Annotated in this window: 18 protein-coding genes and 3 tRNA genes; 6 read left to right on the top strand and 15 right to left on the bottom strand. The window is 65.5% G+C overall.

The window, feature by feature from the left end:
* Position 1: 1 nt before the first annotated feature.
* The 5 genes from F604_RS0103180 to F604_RS0103200 form a co-directional block, all read right to left on the bottom strand.
* Positions 2–1237 carry a DUF4127 family protein gene (locus F604_RS0103180; protein WP_019550399.1) on the bottom strand — a complete coding sequence of 412 codons (1236 nt, stop codon included), beginning with the start codon at positions 1235–1237 and terminating at the stop codon, positions 2–4.
* Positions 1238–1248: 11 nt separating this feature from the next.
* Positions 1249–2226 carry a thioredoxin-disulfide reductase gene (trxB, locus tag F604_RS0103185; RefSeq protein ID WP_026328936.1) on the bottom strand — a complete coding sequence of 326 codons (978 nt, stop codon included), beginning with the start codon at positions 2224–2226 and terminating at the stop codon, positions 1249–1251.
* Positions 2227–2359: 133 nt separating this feature from the next.
* A tRNA-Glu gene (locus tag F604_RS0103190) sits at positions 2360–2435 on the bottom strand.
* 21 nt (positions 2436–2456) lie between these two features.
* Positions 2457–2531: transfer RNA gene (locus F604_RS0103195), tRNA-Glu, on the bottom strand.
* 6 nt (positions 2532–2537) lie between these two features.
* A tRNA-Gln gene (locus tag F604_RS0103200) sits at positions 2538–2611 on the bottom strand.
* 78 nt (positions 2612–2689) lie between these two features.
* On the opposite strand from F604_RS0103200, the gene F604_RS0103205 reads away from it, so the two are divergent.
* Positions 2690–3301: a hypothetical protein gene (locus F604_RS0103205; RefSeq protein WP_248644116.1), complete on the top strand. Its 612-nt coding sequence runs from the start codon at positions 2690–2692 to the stop codon at positions 3299–3301.
* The gene (locus tag F604_RS0103210) at positions 3298–5019 is read left to right on the top strand and encodes a hypothetical protein (RefSeq protein ID WP_019550401.1); all 1722 of its coding nucleotides are present in this window, start codon (positions 3298–3300) and stop codon (positions 5017–5019) included. Before F604_RS0103205 ends, F604_RS0103210 begins: the two co-directional genes overlap by 4 nt.
* Before the next feature lie 36 nt (positions 5020–5055).
* Here F604_RS0103210 and fmt read toward each other — a convergent pair whose 3' ends face one another.
* From fmt to F604_RS0103255, 9 genes are read right to left on the bottom strand one after another with little or no spacing between them, the layout of a single operon-like run.
* On the bottom strand, positions 5056–5970 hold the full coding sequence (gene fmt / locus F604_RS0103215) for a methionyl-tRNA formyltransferase (protein WP_019550402.1): 915 nt from the start codon (positions 5968–5970) through the stop codon (positions 5056–5058).
* Positions 5967–6542, bottom strand: a complete 576-nt coding sequence (gene def, locus F604_RS0103220) for a peptide deformylase (protein WP_015718290.1) — start codon at positions 6540–6542, stop codon at positions 5967–5969. Before def ends, fmt begins: the two co-directional genes overlap by 4 nt.
* Positions 6543–6547: 5 nt before the next feature.
* Positions 6548–7366 (bottom strand): CdaR family protein, encoded by an 819-nt coding sequence (locus F604_RS0103225; protein WP_015718291.1) that lies wholly within the window; start codon positions 7364–7366, stop codon positions 6548–6550.
* Positions 7359–8072 (bottom strand): diadenylate cyclase CdaA, encoded by a 714-nt coding sequence (cdaA, locus tag F604_RS0103230; protein WP_019550403.1) that lies wholly within the window; start codon positions 8070–8072, stop codon positions 7359–7361. Before cdaA ends, F604_RS0103225 begins: the two co-directional genes overlap by 8 nt.
* Before the next feature lie 3 nt (positions 8073–8075).
* Positions 8076–9218: a phosphopentomutase gene (locus F604_RS0103235; RefSeq protein WP_019550404.1), complete on the bottom strand. Its 1143-nt coding sequence runs from the start codon at positions 9216–9218 to the stop codon at positions 8076–8078.
* Positions 9218–9475, bottom strand: coding sequence for a hypothetical protein (locus F604_RS0103240; RefSeq protein ID WP_019550405.1), 258 nt, complete (start codon positions 9473–9475; stop codon positions 9218–9220). Before F604_RS0103240 ends, F604_RS0103235 begins: the two co-directional genes overlap by 1 nt.
* A 9-nt stretch (positions 9476–9484) precedes the next feature.
* Complete coding sequence (zapE, locus tag F604_RS0103245; protein ID WP_019550406.1) at positions 9485–10456, bottom strand: cell division protein ZapE; 972 nt, start codon at positions 10454–10456, stop codon at positions 9485–9487.
* An 18-nt stretch (positions 10457–10474) separates the two neighbouring features.
* Positions 10475–10873 (bottom strand): type II toxin-antitoxin system VapC family toxin, encoded by a 399-nt coding sequence (locus F604_RS0103250; protein WP_019550407.1) that lies wholly within the window; start codon positions 10871–10873, stop codon positions 10475–10477.
* Positions 10870–11145: an AbrB/MazE/SpoVT family DNA-binding domain-containing protein gene (locus F604_RS0103255; RefSeq protein WP_015718297.1), complete on the bottom strand. Its 276-nt coding sequence runs from the start codon at positions 11143–11145 to the stop codon at positions 10870–10872. The genes F604_RS0103250 and F604_RS0103255 overlap by 4 nt, the downstream gene beginning before the upstream one ends.
* Positions 11146–11194: 49 nt before the next feature.
* Between F604_RS0103255 and F604_RS0103260 the strand changes: the two genes are divergently transcribed.
* From F604_RS0103260 to F604_RS0103275, 4 genes are read left to right on the top strand one after another with little or no spacing between them, the layout of a single operon-like run.
* Positions 11195–11467 (top strand): glutaredoxin family protein, encoded by a 273-nt coding sequence (locus F604_RS0103260; protein WP_026328938.1) that lies wholly within the window; start codon positions 11195–11197, stop codon positions 11465–11467.
* Positions 11468–11500: 33 nt separating this feature from the next.
* Entirely contained in the window at positions 11501–11773 is a 273-nt protein-coding gene (locus F604_RS0103265) for a type II toxin-antitoxin system Phd/YefM family antitoxin (protein WP_019550409.1), read from the top strand.
* The gene (locus F604_RS0103270) at positions 11770–12207 is read left to right on the top strand and encodes a type II toxin-antitoxin system VapC family toxin (protein ID WP_019550410.1); all 438 of its coding nucleotides are present in this window, start codon (positions 11770–11772) and stop codon (positions 12205–12207) included. The genes F604_RS0103265 and F604_RS0103270 overlap by 4 nt, the downstream gene beginning before the upstream one ends.
* A 27-nt stretch (positions 12208–12234) precedes the next feature.
* A complete protein-coding gene (locus F604_RS0103275) occupies positions 12235–13014 on the top strand; it encodes an enoyl-ACP reductase FabI (RefSeq protein WP_019550411.1) in 780 nt (259 codons plus the stop codon).
* A 34-nt stretch (positions 13015–13048) separates the two neighbouring features.
* On the opposite strand, the gene F604_RS11850 is transcribed toward F604_RS0103275, so the two are convergent.
* On the bottom strand, positions 13049–13473 hold a 425-nt coding region (locus F604_RS11850), incomplete at its 5' end, for an RNA-guided endonuclease InsQ/TnpB family protein (protein ID WP_019550412.1).

A 13473-nucleotide genomic window follows, 5' to 3' on the forward strand; every position in this document is an offset into this window, starting at 1 on the left:
TTTACCAGGTAGGCCGGGCCCTGCCCCCAAACTCAAGGGAAAGAGTCGTCAAACCCAAGCGAGCCTCGGCCTCAAAAGATCGCTCCCAGGGGAAGCGCAGGTCCTCGAGGTCCACCCGGTACCCTTCCAGCTCCAGGTACGGCCAAAGGGCCGCCACCTCCTGGGCCTCCACGGGCAAGGGCTCAGGAAAGCGAGCCCGCACCGAAGGGCGGCCCACCTCCCCCCACCAGTAGGCGAAGTAGGCCTCGGCCAGGCGCCTAAGCCGCCCCTCTGGGTCCTTCAGGAAAAGCCCTCCCTGGGCCAGGGCGCTTCCCAGGTTGTTGGCTGGGGTACCCCAGGAGGCGTAGGAGGCAAGGCGAGGGTAAAGCCCAAGGCCCACCAGGTAGGCCATGAGGCCAGGATCCCCCCGGTTCACCCGGGAAAGATCCGCCAGGGCCACGGGAAAACGGGGCATGAGGCGAAGCAGGTCGTGGGTGGCCTTTCTGGGATTCCGGCCCCCGTACACGTAAAGGACCAGGTCGGGCCCCTCTTCCAGGGAAACCCTTTGGGCAAGGGCGCTCTGGAGGAGCCCCATCACCGTATCCCGTAAGGGAATCCCCTCATAAGGGGTGACGCGTTCCGCCAAGGCTTCGTCCTCGTAAACCACCGCCACCTTTAGGCCTGGTCTCAACGCCCTTAAGAGCAGGACCTGTCCTGCCTCGTCCGCCCCGGGCCGGCTGGGGTAGGGAAAGGCCCTGGCTTCTCTGGGGGCGGGGGAGTTGCGCAGGGCATCGTCCCAAACTGCCTCCAGATAAACCCCGGGAAGCCCTGGCCAGGAGGCCAAGGCCTCGAGGACCGCCAGGTTTCTCTGCCGCTGGGTGGCGTCCCAGCGGGGCACCACCCCGAAAAGGAGAAGTTCCCCTCCGTAGCGGACTTTCCAGGAGAGCAAAGGGCCAAGCCGGGCTAGGGCATCCTCGGCCCGCAAGGCCAGGTGGCGGCTCTGCAGGAGCCCCCCATAGGCCAAGGCATCCAGGCTGGCCACCAGCTTTTCCCCCGGGCTCGCCAAAAGCCAGGCCCTTAAGGCGGCAAGATCGGCCCCCTCAGGCCCCCGGTAGACCTCCCGGGGAGGGCAGGCCACCCGCTCCCAGGCGCATGGGCCCCAGTTGGGAGGACGGTCGTCCAGGGGAAGGTAAAGGATGGAAGCCTGGGCTAGGCTCAAACCCCAGAGGAGAAGGCCCAAAAGCGAGAGGCCCCGCACCCTACCCGACCCTAGGGTTTTACCTTCTCGTGGGCCTCCGCCAGGTAGCGCTCCGCCATCATGGCCGCCCGGGTGCCCGCCCCCACGCTGGTGGTGAGCTGCCGATAGATGGGGTCGGCCACATCCCCAGCGGCGAAGATCCCCGGCACCGAGGTGAACACCTCATCCCGCACCGCCACGTAACCGTCGGGCCTCAGCTCCACCACCCCCTTGAGGAAACCGGTGTTGGGCTCGTGGCCGATAAAGACGAAGACCCCGTCCGTGGGGTAGACGTACTCCTCCCCCGTCTTCAGGTTCTTGAGCCTGACCCCCGTCACCTGCTCCTCCCCCAGAACCTCGGTGACCACGTGGGAGAAGAGGAAGTGCATCTTGGGGTTCTGGAAGGCCCGGGCCTGGGCCACCTTGTTGGCCCTAAGCTCATCCCGGCGGTGGATAAGGGTTACCTTGCGGGCAAACTTGGTGAGGAAAAGGCCTTCCTCCACGGCAGCATCCCCGCCCCCCACCACCACCACCTCCTTGTCCCGGTAGAAGAAGCCGTCGCAGGTGGCGCAGGTGGATACCCCCCGGCCATAGAACTTCTCCTCCCCGGGCACCCCGAGTTTCCTGGGATTGGCCCCAGTGGCGAGGATGACCGCGCGCCCGAAGTAGGAGCGCTCAAACCCCCGCACCAGAAAACCTCCGTCCTGGGCCTCGAGGCCCAGCACCTCGTCCATGACGATCCGGGCCCCGAACTTCTCCGCCTGCTGGACCATGCGGCTCGCCAGCTCCGGCCCGGAAATGCCCTCGGGGAAACCCGGGTAGTTCTCCACCTCGTCGGTCTGGGCGATCTGCCCTCCGGGAAGACCCTTTTCCAGGATGACGGTCTTCAGCTGGGCCCGTCCGGCGTAAATCCCCGCGGTGAGGCCCGCAGGCCCGCCGCCGATGATGACCACGTCGTACCGCTCCTCCTTTTCCCCGCTTCCCGCAAGCCCCGTGAGGGTGAACTCCATGGATCCCTCCTCCTTCGTCCAGGTTACACCCCCCACATACCTAGTGGGGGTATAGCCCATCCAGTTTCCCCCAGGCCCGGGGCATCCGTCAAGGGAAATCTGGACCGGGCATAAAGGCAATCCGAGCCGCATCTGGTGACCCCAGGGGGATTCGAACCCCCGTCTCGGCCTTGAGAGGGCCGTGTCCTAGGCCTCTAGACGATGGGGCCGCGCGCGGCTCGGACTGCTTCTGGTGACCCCAGGGGGACTCGAACCCCCGCCGCCGCCTTGAAAGGGCGGTGACCTAACCACTAGTCGATGGGGCCAGGTTTTGGCTGGGGTGCGTGGACTCGAACCACGACCGGCGGATCCAGAGTCCGCTGTCCTGCCGTTAGACGACACCCCAGCGGCTTTTGCCCGATCCCTCGGGCAGAGGTTATGGTACACTCTGAAGGGCAGATTGGCAAGCCCCAGGGTGCCCTCTATGGCGGTGAACGAGGAAAGCCTTTTGGAAGTTCTGAGCCGGTATGTTTCCCCCCGGGCTGCGGAAAACCTGCTGAGGTGGGCCTTGGCCCAGAGGATGCCCACCTCGCCAGGGGAGTGGGCGCACCTTCTAGAGGAAACCCTCTGGCCTGAGCTCCGCCGCCTCCTGCCCTTCCGGGAGATGCCCCCCGAGCTTAAGGCCCTGGCCCGGGAATGGAGGGAGCTCGCCGCTTCCCAGGTGGCGGAAGCCGAGGCCACCGAAACCGGGGAAGAAGAGCTACCCGTGGAGGCCGTGGACCTCGAGGATCCCTTGGCCCGCCAGCACCTGGCCAAGAGGCTTGCCCGCCTGGAGGGGGTGACGGGGGTGGTGGTGGCGGGTAAAAACGGCAAGGAGGAGCTTTTTTCCGGGGAGCCCGTCCCCTTGGACCTAGCCTACCCCCTTCTCAGGCGCCAGGGATATGGGGTCTTCTACGCCATTTTGGAGAGGGAAATCGTGGCCTTAAGACCCCTGGCCCAGGGATACATCGGCCTTCTCGCCAAAAAGGAAGCCAACATCGGCCGCCTCCTTCACGCCTTGCGGCGGCTCATATCCCTAGCGGAGGTCAGCGGATGAAACGATGGTTAGCCCTAGCCTGGTTCCTCGGCCTTCTGGCCTTGGCCGCCCCCCTGCCCCAGGTTTACGACCGCCTGGAGGAAGCCCTAAAGCAGGTGCGCCTGGAAAACCCCACCCAGGCCCTTGCCGCCCTGGACCGGGCGCAAAGCCTTCTGCGCCAGGAAAGCGAGGGGCTTCCCCCCGTGTTGCGCGACGCCACTTTGTTGCACCTGCAGGATGCCCGGCAGGCGGTGCTTAGGCAAAGCCGGGTGGACCTCGAGGCCCGTCTCCTCCTGGTGCGCCACCTGCTGGGTAAGGCCCTTTACGATGGTTTCTTCCAGGCTCCCGCTGGCCAAAAAGCCCCTTACCTCACCCGCCTGGTCCGGGCCACCGGTCTACCCCAGTCCCTGGCCCAGGGAGCGGAAAACCTGGCGCCCGAAGAAGCCCAGCGCAGGCTGGAAGCCGGCTACCTGCAACTCCTGACCGAGGACCTGGGCCAGGCTCTTTCCGCCAGCTCCCGACCCCAGGCCTACCTGGCCCTGGCCCGAGCCTACGCCCGCTTTTTGGTGATCCAGGATAGCCCCCAAAGCACCCTTAAAGCCCAGGACTTCATCCAGGCGCTGGGCAAGGTTTCCAGCGGGGAGGACTTCCGACCCTCGGTAAGGGATTTGCAGGAAAAGACCCTGGCCTGGCGGAAGCATCTGCAAACCCTGGCGGCGCCTTCCCCTATGGCTACGTCCGCACCTCCACCCGCTTCAGCCCAATCCCCTACGGGTTCCCCTGCAGGGAAACCCTCCACCACGCCTCCAGCGGCTTCCCCGCCCTCCCCCCCTGCCCCTTCATCCGGTCAAGTATCCCCGGCAGAAAGCCCCCTTCCCCAGGAGATCCGGGAGGAAGTCAGCCTCCTTCGCCTGGATCCTCAGGCCGCTACCCGCATAGGCGAGACTTTGCAACGCCTGGCCATCCCCAGTCTGATCAACTGGCTGGACCTTCTGGACGAGGTGCGCAGTAGCCTCGCCCAGGCCCAGCTTTATACCGAAGCGGGCCAGTACAACCGAGCCCGGGCTCAACTGAGCTATGCCTATAGCCGTTTTCGCCTGAAGGTCTATCCGGTGGTGGGAGCCTACGCCCCTGAGCTGGCCGAACGTGCCGACCGTCTCTTTTTGGCCATGCAAAACGCAGTGGGCTTGCGCACGGTGGACTTCACCGTTCTTCTAGGCGAGATTCAGGAAATCGAAGAACGCCTTCTGGGAAGTTCCCTGGGTCCTTGGCACACCCTGCAGGTCCAGCTTCAGCTTTTCCTCCTAGGTATTCCCCGGGCCATTCTGTTCCTCCTCGCATCGGCCCTGGCCTTCTTCCCCCTTTATTTGGGTTGGATCACCTTCGGCGGCAGAAATGTGTACTGGACGCTTCTGGGACTAGCCTTCCTCTTCTTAGCTCTCCCCATTTTGGCAGAAGGGCTTTCCTACATGGGTTCCATCCTGGCGGAGTACGGGGGCTTGCCCATCCTGGGCCTTTTGGCCAACCTCTCCATTGCCCAAGGCTTGGTGCCTTACCTGGCCTGGGGAATCTCCGCCTTCCTCGTTGTTGCCTTCGCCGGGGCCGGCCTCAGGGGCATCGCCGCCCAGTTCGGCCTTCTCAAAGAGCGGGGGCGGGAGGTAATCACCACCCAAGACCAAAGGCCATCCGCCACCACCCTCACCAGCGAAACCATCGTGGAGTGGGACGAGGAGTTTTAAGGCCCCAACCCGGCTAAACCAGGTTGGGGAATCTTCTCATTCCAAGCGGGTACCCGGCCCCACCCCATACCCCCGCGCCCAGTCGGCGGCGGGCATGGGGCGTTTTCCCTCGGGCTGGACCTCCAAAAGCCGGATGGCTCCCTCCCCGGTACCCACCAAGACCCCTTCCCGGTCCACCCCCAGCACCACCCCAGGCTCCCCCGCCCCCGGCTCGGGGCGCATACTCAGGACCTTCACCCGCCTGCCCCCGTGGAAGAAGTAGCTTCCCGGCCAGGGCTGCACCCCCCGGTGGCGGTTGTAGATGGCCTGGGCGCTATCTGCAAAGCGGATACGCCCCTCCTCCTTGATGAGGAGAGGGGCATAGGAGGGCTCGCCCTCCTGGGGCGTGGGGGTGAGGTGGGGAAGGTTGTCCAGCACCCAAAGGAGAAGCTCAATGCCCTTATCCCTCAGGCGCTCGGAAAGGGCCACCGCATCCTCCTCGGGGCCTATCTCCGTGCGCCAGAGGGCGTAAAGGGGGCCGGTGTCCAGGCCCTCCTCGGTCTTCATGATGGCCACCCCGGTTTCCCTTTCCCCCCGGATGAGGGCCCAGGGCACCGGGGCCGGGCCGCGGTACTTGGGAAGAAGGGAGGGATGGAGGTTCAAGAACCCCAAGGGGGGAACCTCGAGGACCTCCTTGGGAAGGATCTTGCCGTAAGCGGCGGTGACCGCCACCTCCGGGGCCACGGCCTTAAAGGCCTCCAGAAACTCCCGGTTCCCCTTGAGGCGTTCGGGCTTCAAAAGGGGAAGCCCGTGGGCCAAGGCGTACTCCGCCACCGGACTGGGAGCGGGCTTCAGGCCCCGGCCCTTGGGCTTATCCGGCTGGGTAACCACCAGGACCACCTGGTGGTGGCGGTTTAGGGCATCCAAAACCGGCACCGCCCAGGCGGGCGTGCCGAAGAAGGCCACCCTCATCCCTGGGAAAGCTCCTTCAAAAGCGCCCTGGCCTCCTTCTGCATCCGGGCCAGCTCCGCCCGGTTTTCCTCCAGGAAGGCCTCCCGCTTGGCCTTGGGCAGGCGTTCGAAGAAGAGGATACCGTCCAGGTGGTCAATCTCGTGCTGGAAGACCCTGGCCATATACCCCTCCAGCTCCAGGGCGCGGGGCCTTCCCTCCTCGTCCTGGTATTCCACCCGGATCCGCTCCGCCCGGGGTACCTCCTCAGCGTAGAGGCCAGGGAGGGAGAGGCAGCCTTCCAGCCCCTCCACCTCCCCCTCCCGGTGGGTGATCACCGGGTTGGCTACCACGTAAATCCGGCGCGCCAGGTCGCGGAGGGGCCTCTCCTCCCCCTCGGGCTCGTCGGCGTACTCCACCGCCACAAAGAAGCGCTGGGAAAGCCCAATCTGGGGTGCGGCCAGGCCCACTCCCCGGGCCTCAAACATGGTCTCCAGCATATCCTCGGCAAGCTTCTTGAGGCCCTGAAAATCCTGGACGGGCCGGGCTTTTTTGCGCAACACCGGGTCCCCGTAAAGGCGGATGGGGTAGATCATCCCACCTATTCTAGCGCAAGCCGCACCCTACCCAAAACCTCCCCCAGAACCCTCACCCCCGGAGGCAGGTTAAGGACCAAGGGGGCCGAAACCTCTCCCGGGCGGAAGCTTCCTTCCAGCCTCGCCTCCACCTGGGTCAAACCGGCCAAAGCCTCCTTGGGTCCCACCACCTCCACGGCCCTGGGGGCATAGTCCACTACCTTTAAACCTGCCGGGGGCTTCAGGACCAGGGGAACCTGCTTGCGGAAAAGGGGAACCTCCCGCGCCACCACCTGCACCTGGGCGGGAAGAAGCTCCACCCCGGGAAGGGGCCCCTGGGGGCCAAAGGCGGTAAGGGCCACCGTATCCCCTCCAAGGTCCAGGCCCAAGGCCACCACCGCCTCCTCCACCCGGCTTCTCGGCCCCTTGGCCTCCACAAAGGCGGGCTGGGTTTCCACCCACGCCCCCTGGGAAAGGACCTCCACCGGCAGGGTGCGGGTAAGGAGGGCCTCCACCCGGCCCTCCACCCGGGCGGGGCGGATCTCCAAAACCTCCACCCCCTGGGGCACGGCCACCCGCACCTCCCGGGAAAAGGCCCCCTCGGCCCCGGAGAGGTCCAGGTAGGCGGACACGGGAAGCCTGGCCCCCTCCACCAGGGGAGCTGGCCCCCTCAGGCGTAACATGACCTCCTTGGGCACTCCCTCCGCGGTGCGCTCCCTCCCCAGGCCCACCACCTGGAGGGGCACGCTCACCGCCCGCTCCACCACCGGGGCCCTTTCCCTTAAGGAGTACCAGACGGCAAAAGCCGCCAAAAGGGCGATGAGGAAGCTCCCCCAATCACGCACGGAGCGCCTCCTTCAGCTTTTCCCGCAGGGCCTCGAGGCTCATGGGTGGGGAAAGCCTTCCCCCCTCCGCCAGCCTTATGGCCCCTGTTTCCTCGCTCACCACGATCACCAGGGCATCGGAAACCTCGGAAAGCCCCAAGGCCGCCCGGTGCCGGGTGCCCAGGCCCATGCGGGCCTCGGAGAGGGGAAAGACGCACCCCGCGGCGAAAAGCCGATCCCCCCTCAGGATGGCCCCGCCGTCGTGCAAGGGCGTGCCGGGGTAGAACACCGTCTGGAGTAGCCGGGCGGAAAGCCTGGCCTCGAGGATCTCCCCCGTGGCCGCATACTCCCCCAGGGGGGTGCGCCTTTCCAGGGCCAGGATGGCCCCGTAGCGCCGTTCGGAAAGCCGGGCCAGGCCCAAGAGGAGCTCCTCCAGGGCCAAAGAAGGAGCCCTGGGCCCCTGAGGCCGGCCGATGCGCTCCAAAAGCCCCCTGAGTTCGGGCTGGAAGACCACGATCAGGGCGAAGGCCCCTAGGGTGGCGGCGTTCCCCAAGAGCCAGGAAAGGGTGGAAAGCCCAAGGAGGCTGGCCAGAAACCAGACCACCAGGTAGACCAAGACCCCCCGCACCAGGTTCAGGGCCCGGGTTCCCGCCATGAGGCGCCAGAGGTAATAAAAGAGGATGCCAACGAGAAGGATATCCAGGACGTCGCGCCAGGTGAGGGGCATGGCCTACACTAAGCTTTTCCCAGGGCCCTCCCAGGTGAGGCCAAACAGCCTGGCCCAGGTGGCCCCCAGATCCGCAAAGCTCTCCCGGGTACCCAGGTCCCCCTTCACCCCCGGGCCCACCCAGAGGAGCATCCCGTACTCCCGGGTGTGGTCGGTGCCGAAGAAGGTGGGGTCGTTGCCGTGGTCGGAGACCAGAAAGAGGTGATCCTCCGGGCCCAGGGCCTCCATAAGCCTGGGAAGGAAATCGTCCACCTCCTTAAGGGCCCGGGCGTACCCCTCCGGGTTCCTTCGGTGCCCGTACTTGGCGTCAAAGTCCACCAGGTTGGCGAAGAGGAGACCGGAAAAAGGCTCTTGCATGAGGGCCAGGGTCTTCTCCAGGCCGTCGGTATTGTCCTTGATCTTCACCTCCCGGGTGAAGCCCCTATGGGCGTAGATGTCGGGGATCTTCCCCACCCCCACCACCTCGAGGCCCGCCTCCGTGAGAAGGTCCAGGACATTCCTGGGGGGCTCCAGGGCGAAATCCTTTCGCAAATCCTCCCGCCGGTAGAAGTTCCCGGGTTCCCCGGCGAAGGGCCGGGCGATGACCCGGGCCACCTGGTGCTCGCCCTTTAGCATCTCCCGGGCCACCTGGCACCATCGGTAAAGCTCCTCCAGGGGCACCACCTCCAGGTGGGCGGCCACCTGGAAGACGCTATCCGCGGAGGTATAGACGATGGGGAAACCCGTCTTCAGGTGGGTCTCGCCGTAGTCCCGTATGGCCTCGGTGCCCGAATAGGGCCGGTTCAAAAGCCATCCCCCCACCCCGATCTCCTTGGCCCAAGCCCTTAAAAGCTCCTCGGGAAACCCCTCAGGGTAGGTGCGGAAGGGCTTTTCCAGGTACACCCCCACGAACTCCCAGTGCCCGGTGGTGGTGTCCTTGCCGGGGTTCACCTCCCGCATGCGGCCAAAGGCCCCTTGGGGCTCAGGCCGGGGAAGGGTGTGGACCCCGGGAACCCACCCCAGGCCCAGGGCGGCCAGGTGGGGAAGCTCCACCCCCGTTTTCAGCACCGTGTGGTCCAGGGTGTCCGCCCCCTCGTCCCCGAACAAGGGGGCATCCGGCAGATACCCCAGGCCCACCGAGTCCAGGACGATGGCCGTGACCTTCATTACGACCTTAAGCCCCCCTCCTCCTCTTCCTCTTCCTCCGCCAGGGCCATGAGCTCCTCCGGGGTCATCTCGGAAAGGGCCCGGACCGCCTGGAACTCCTCCACCAGGCCCTGGATCTCCTCCATGGCCTCTTCCAGGGAGAGTTCCCCGTCCTGGTACTCGTCCAACACTTCCTCTATGGCCTCGAGGATCCCCACCGCGGCGCTGGCCTGGGATAGGGCCTGGGCCAGTTCCGAAAGCCTTTCTGCCAGCTCCATGCCTCCATGCTACCCCAAAAGCTCCGCCAACCGGGAAAGGGCCCGGCCGTACTTCTTGGCAAAGGCCCCGTGCCGGTAGGTCTCGGGAAACACCTCCTTGAGAGGCACCCCGGAGGCCCGGAGGTCCACCCCCAGGTTGTACACCTGGTCCACGAAGTGCACGAAGCGTAGGGCGTCGTTCTGGTCGGGGATGGCCTCGAGGCCCTTAAGGTAGACGGCCTCCACCCCATCCAGCAGGTAGCGGTAGCGGATGGGGTGTAAGGCGCGCAGGTGGGCGAGAAGCTCGGGAAAGGCGTCCAGGGTCTTCCGGCGGGGGTCCTCCCGGTAGAGGGGAAGGAGCCTGCAATCGGAAAGGGGTTCGGGAAACCGGTCCGGGTCGCGGTGGCGGAAATCCTCCCCCTCGATGCGCTCCACAGCGAAGCGCCGGGCGAGGCTTTGGATCTGGTGCTTGAACTGCTCGGCGTTAAACCGCCCTTCCCCCAAGGCCCCGGGCGGGGTGTTGGAGGTGGTGGCCACCCGCAGGCCCCTATCCATGGTGAGGGCCAGGAAGTGGGTGATCATCTGGGCGTTGCCGGGGTCGTCCAGCTCAAACTCGTCCAGGAAAAGGTAGCGCAAGGCGGCAAAGCGCCTGGCCCCTTCCCTTAGGCCCATGAGGCCCAGGGTGTAGGTGAGCTCCTCAAAGGTGAGGAAGGCCTTAGGGCCCGGAGCCTCCCAGTAGGCAGCCACCAGGAGGTGGGTCTTCCCCACGCCAAAGCCCCCGTCCAGGTAGATCCCTTGGGGGCCGGGAAGCCGGGGCCGGAGGAAGCCCCGGGGGCGGTCCTTGATCCATCGTCGCAGCCGCTCCTTGGCCAGGGTCTGGGAAGGATAGCGGGGATCGGGCCGATAGGTGGCGAAGGTGGCGGATTGGAAGCGGGGTGGGGGCACAAAGCTTTGCAGGAGTCTTTCCAGATCCACCTCGGGGTAGCGGTCCACCAGGCGCATGGCCTACATTCTAGCCGGCTAGCGCACCACCTCCACGGCCACCCCCAGGGAAAGGGCACCCCAGGAAGCGTCGGCGGTAAGGGCCGGCAGGTTCAGGCGCTGGGCCAAGGCCAAGCAGGCCCTATCCCCCAGGGAAAGCCCCAAGGAGCGGGTGAGGGGGCGAAGGCGGGCCACCCCAAGGGCATCCTCCTCGGTAAAGGGGAAGACCACCAGGACCTCGCCCAGAATCCCTTCCCGCTTCAACCGATCCCGAACCCCCTTGGGATCCCCTCCCCGTTCGGCAAGTTTGGAAAGCGCCTCCGCCAGGTTGACAGCGCTTATCGCCGCTCCCTCGGCTAGGGCCTCCTCCACCCGCTGGGCTCCGGGTTCATCCAAAAGCAGGGCCAACAAGGCCGAGGCGTCCAGCACCGCCCTCACTCCAGGTCCTCCTTCCGGGCCTCCTCCCGCCGGTCCCGGATGAGTTCGTCCACCAGGTTCACCCCTGGCGCCAGGCCTTTGAGAAGGCCCCTGGCCCGATGGGCCACCTCGCGGAAGCTCACCAGCTCGAGGGTGCCCTCCTCCCGCCAGCGCAAGAGGAGGCGATCCCCCTCCCTAAGCCCCAGGGCTTCCCGCACCTCCGCCGGGAGGACCACCCGACCCTTAGATCCCACCTGCACCACATAGTGGGTCTTATCCGAAACCTCCCCCATGCTTTTATTGTACCCCTTGGAAGGAGCCCTTGTGGTACCATGGTGGGGTATGGTGCGGCTTTACGGCATCCCCGGCTGCGGCCCTTGCGAGATCGTGAAGATGTTCCTGGCGCAAAAGGGCGTGCCCTTTGAGTTCGTCAACGCCCGGCAGGACCCGGAAGCGGCCAGGAAGATCAGCGAGCTGGTGGGAAGCCCCACCGCCGGGGTGGTCCTGGAGTGGAACGGCAAGGTGGAGGCCATCCGCGGGGTTTCCCCGGCCACCCTCAACGCCTGGCTGGCCAGGTACCGGGAAGAAGCAAACCCAGCTCCGAGAACCTTTTAACCCCTTCCCGTGTACCCAAGGTATAATGAGCTGATGCGTGAGGTTTCCGCTCAAGAAGCCCAGGAAAAACTTCCTGAGCTTCTGCGTTGGGTCCAGGCTGGGGAAGAGGTGCTTATCGTGGACCAGGGGAAGCCCGTGGCCCGTCTTGCACCCGCTTCGCTTGCCGAGGAAACGCGGCTTGCGCATTTAGAACACTTGGGCCTTCTCCGCCGAGGAAAGGGTAAAGCCAGCTTAGGAAACCTGCCCTTGCCCACCTCCAGGGCCAGTGTACTCGAGGCCCTCCTGGAGGAACGGGAGGAGGGATGAGATTCTGGGACACCTCCGCTCTGGTCCCCCTCTTGGTTCAGGAAAAGGCCACTCCCTGGGCAGAGTCCCTCCTTTCCCAGGACCCTGAGGTGGTGGTCTTCTGGCTGGCAGAAGCGGAGGCCACCTCTGCGCTAAACCGGAGGAGGCGCGAAGGTGCGCTGAGCGAAAAGGGCTACAAGCAGGCTAAAGAGCGGCTGAGCCGGCTTAGGGACTCCTGGCACGAGGTGCTCCCTACCGAAGCCGTAAAGCGTCAGGCTATAAAGTTCCTGGAGCTGTACCCCCTACGTACCCTAGATGCCCTGCAGTTGGGTGCCCTTTGGGTATTCAGCGAAGGCAACCCGTTGGGGACAAGGCTAGTAAGCCTGGACCTCCGGCTCATCCAAGCGGCAGAGCAAGTAGGTTTTCCCGTAGAAAAACCCACCCCTTTCTGGTGAAATCCTGGTTCCGGGTATAATCCCCCCATGCTCACCCTGGACCTTTCCGGCAAAAAAGCCCTCATCATGGGCGTCACCAACCAGCGGAGCCTGGGTTACGCCATCGCCGAGAAGCTCCACCAGGCAGGGGCGGAGCTGGCCTTCAGCTACCAGGGGGAAAGGCTCAAGGAGGAGGTGGAGAAGCTGGCCACCCCCCTTAACGCCCTCACCTTCCAGGCGGACGTCACCAAGGACGAAGAGCTGGACCGGCTTTTCGCCGGGATCAAGGAGGCCTGGGGGGAGCTGGACTATCTGGTCCACGCCATCGCCTTTGCCCCTAGGGCGGCCATGGAGGGCCGCTACCTGGACACCCGGCGGGAGGACTGGCTCTTGGCCCTCGAGGTCTCCGCCTACTCCCTGGTGGCCGTGGCCCAGCGGGCAGAACCCCTCCTAAGGGAAGGGGGAAGCCTCGTCACCCTCACCTACTACGCCAGCGAGAAGGTGGTGCCCAAGTACAACGTGATGGCCATCGCCAAGGCGGCCCTGGAGGCCAGCGTGCGCTACCTGGCCTTTGAGCTCGGGCCTAAGGGGGTGCGGGTGAACGCCATCTCCGCAGGGCCCGTGCGCACGGTGGCCGCAAGGAGCATCCCGGGCTTCATGAAGATGTACGACCGGGTGGCCCAGGTGGCCCCCCTAAAGCGCAACATCACCCAGGAGGAGGTGGGGAATCTGGGGCTCTTCCTCCTCTCACCCCTGGCCAGCGGGATCACGGGGGAGGTGGTCTACGTGGACGCCGGGTACCACATCATGGGGATGGAACTAGAGTGACGACTCCCCGGACTGAAGTCCGGGGCTTCTCGGGTCATGCGGGAGCGGTTACCCGCCCTCCGCCCCCGAAGGCTCCGTCCAAGCCCAGAGCCAGAATGACCTTGGCGGCAGCTACGTCCCTATCCAGCACGCACCCACATTCACAGGCGTGGATGCGCTCGGAGAGCTCCTTCTTTTGGACCCTGCCGCACTGGGGGCATATCTGGCTCGTACCGTGTGGCGGCACCGCCACTACCCTCCGCCCGGCGCTCGCAGCCTTGGCGGAGAGAATAGCAAGGAATTGGGCCCACCCCGCGTCCTGCACACTCTTGGCAAGGGAGAAGCGGGCTAGTCTCGAGACCCTCAGGTCCTCGTGGACGATGGTGCCATAGCGGTTTACGAGATTCCTGGCCAGCTTGTGGTGGAAGTCCCTGCGCCTGTTGGCAATCTTCTGGTGTTGCCGGGCCAGGCGCATCTTGA

It is taken from the genome of Thermus scotoductus DSM 8553 (assembly GCF_000381045.1).
In the GTDB taxonomy this organism is placed as follows: Bacteria; Deinococcota; Deinococci; order Deinococcales; family Thermaceae; genus Thermus; species Thermus scotoductus.

Bases quoted from the DNA above. Each gene is read 5' to 3' on its own strand.
- F604_RS0103240 (WP_019550405.1), bottom strand. From the start codon at position 9,475: ATGGAGCTGGCAGAAAGGCTTTCGGAACTGGCCCAGGCCCTATCCCAG.
- F604_RS0103255 (WP_015718297.1), bottom strand. From the start codon at position 11,145: ATGGGGGAGGTTTCGGATAAGACCCACTATGTGGTGCAGGTGGGATCT.
- F604_RS0103270 (WP_019550410.1), top strand. From the start codon at position 11,770: ATGAGATTCTGGGACACCTCCGCTCTGGTCCCCCTCTTGGTTCAGGAA.
- fmt (WP_019550402.1), bottom strand. From the start codon at position 5,970: ATGAGGGTGGCCTTCTTCGGCACGCCCGCCTGGGCGGTGCCGGTTTTG.
- F604_RS0103265 (WP_019550409.1), top strand. From the start codon at position 11,501: ATGCGTGAGGTTTCCGCTCAAGAAGCCCAGGAAAAACTTCCTGAGCTT.
- F604_RS0103260 (WP_026328938.1), top strand. From the start codon at position 11,195: ATGGTGCGGCTTTACGGCATCCCCGGCTGCGGCCCTTGCGAGATCGTG.
- cdaA (WP_019550403.1), bottom strand. From the start codon at position 8,072: ATGCCCCTCACCTGGCGCGACGTCCTGGATATCCTTCTCGTTGGCATC.
- zapE (WP_019550406.1), bottom strand. From the start codon at position 10,456: ATGCGCCTGGTGGACCGCTACCCCGAGGTGGATCTGGAAAGACTCCTG.
- trxB (WP_026328936.1), bottom strand. From the start codon at position 2,226: ATGGAGTTCACCCTCACGGGGCTTGCGGGAAGCGGGGAAAAGGAGGAG.
- F604_RS0103275 (WP_019550411.1), top strand. From the start codon at position 12,235: ATGCTCACCCTGGACCTTTCCGGCAAAAAAGCCCTCATCATGGGCGTC.
- F604_RS0103210 (WP_019550401.1), top strand. From the start codon at position 3,298: ATGAAACGATGGTTAGCCCTAGCCTGGTTCCTCGGCCTTCTGGCCTTG.
- F604_RS0103235 (WP_019550404.1), bottom strand. From the start codon at position 9,218: ATGAAGGTCACGGCCATCGTCCTGGACTCGGTGGGCCTGGGGTATCTG.
- F604_RS0103205 (WP_248644116.1), top strand. From the start codon at position 2,690: ATGGCGGTGAACGAGGAAAGCCTTTTGGAAGTTCTGAGCCGGTATGTT.
- def (WP_015718290.1), bottom strand. From the start codon at position 6,542: ATGATCTACCCCATCCGCCTTTACGGGGACCCGGTGTTGCGCAAAAAA.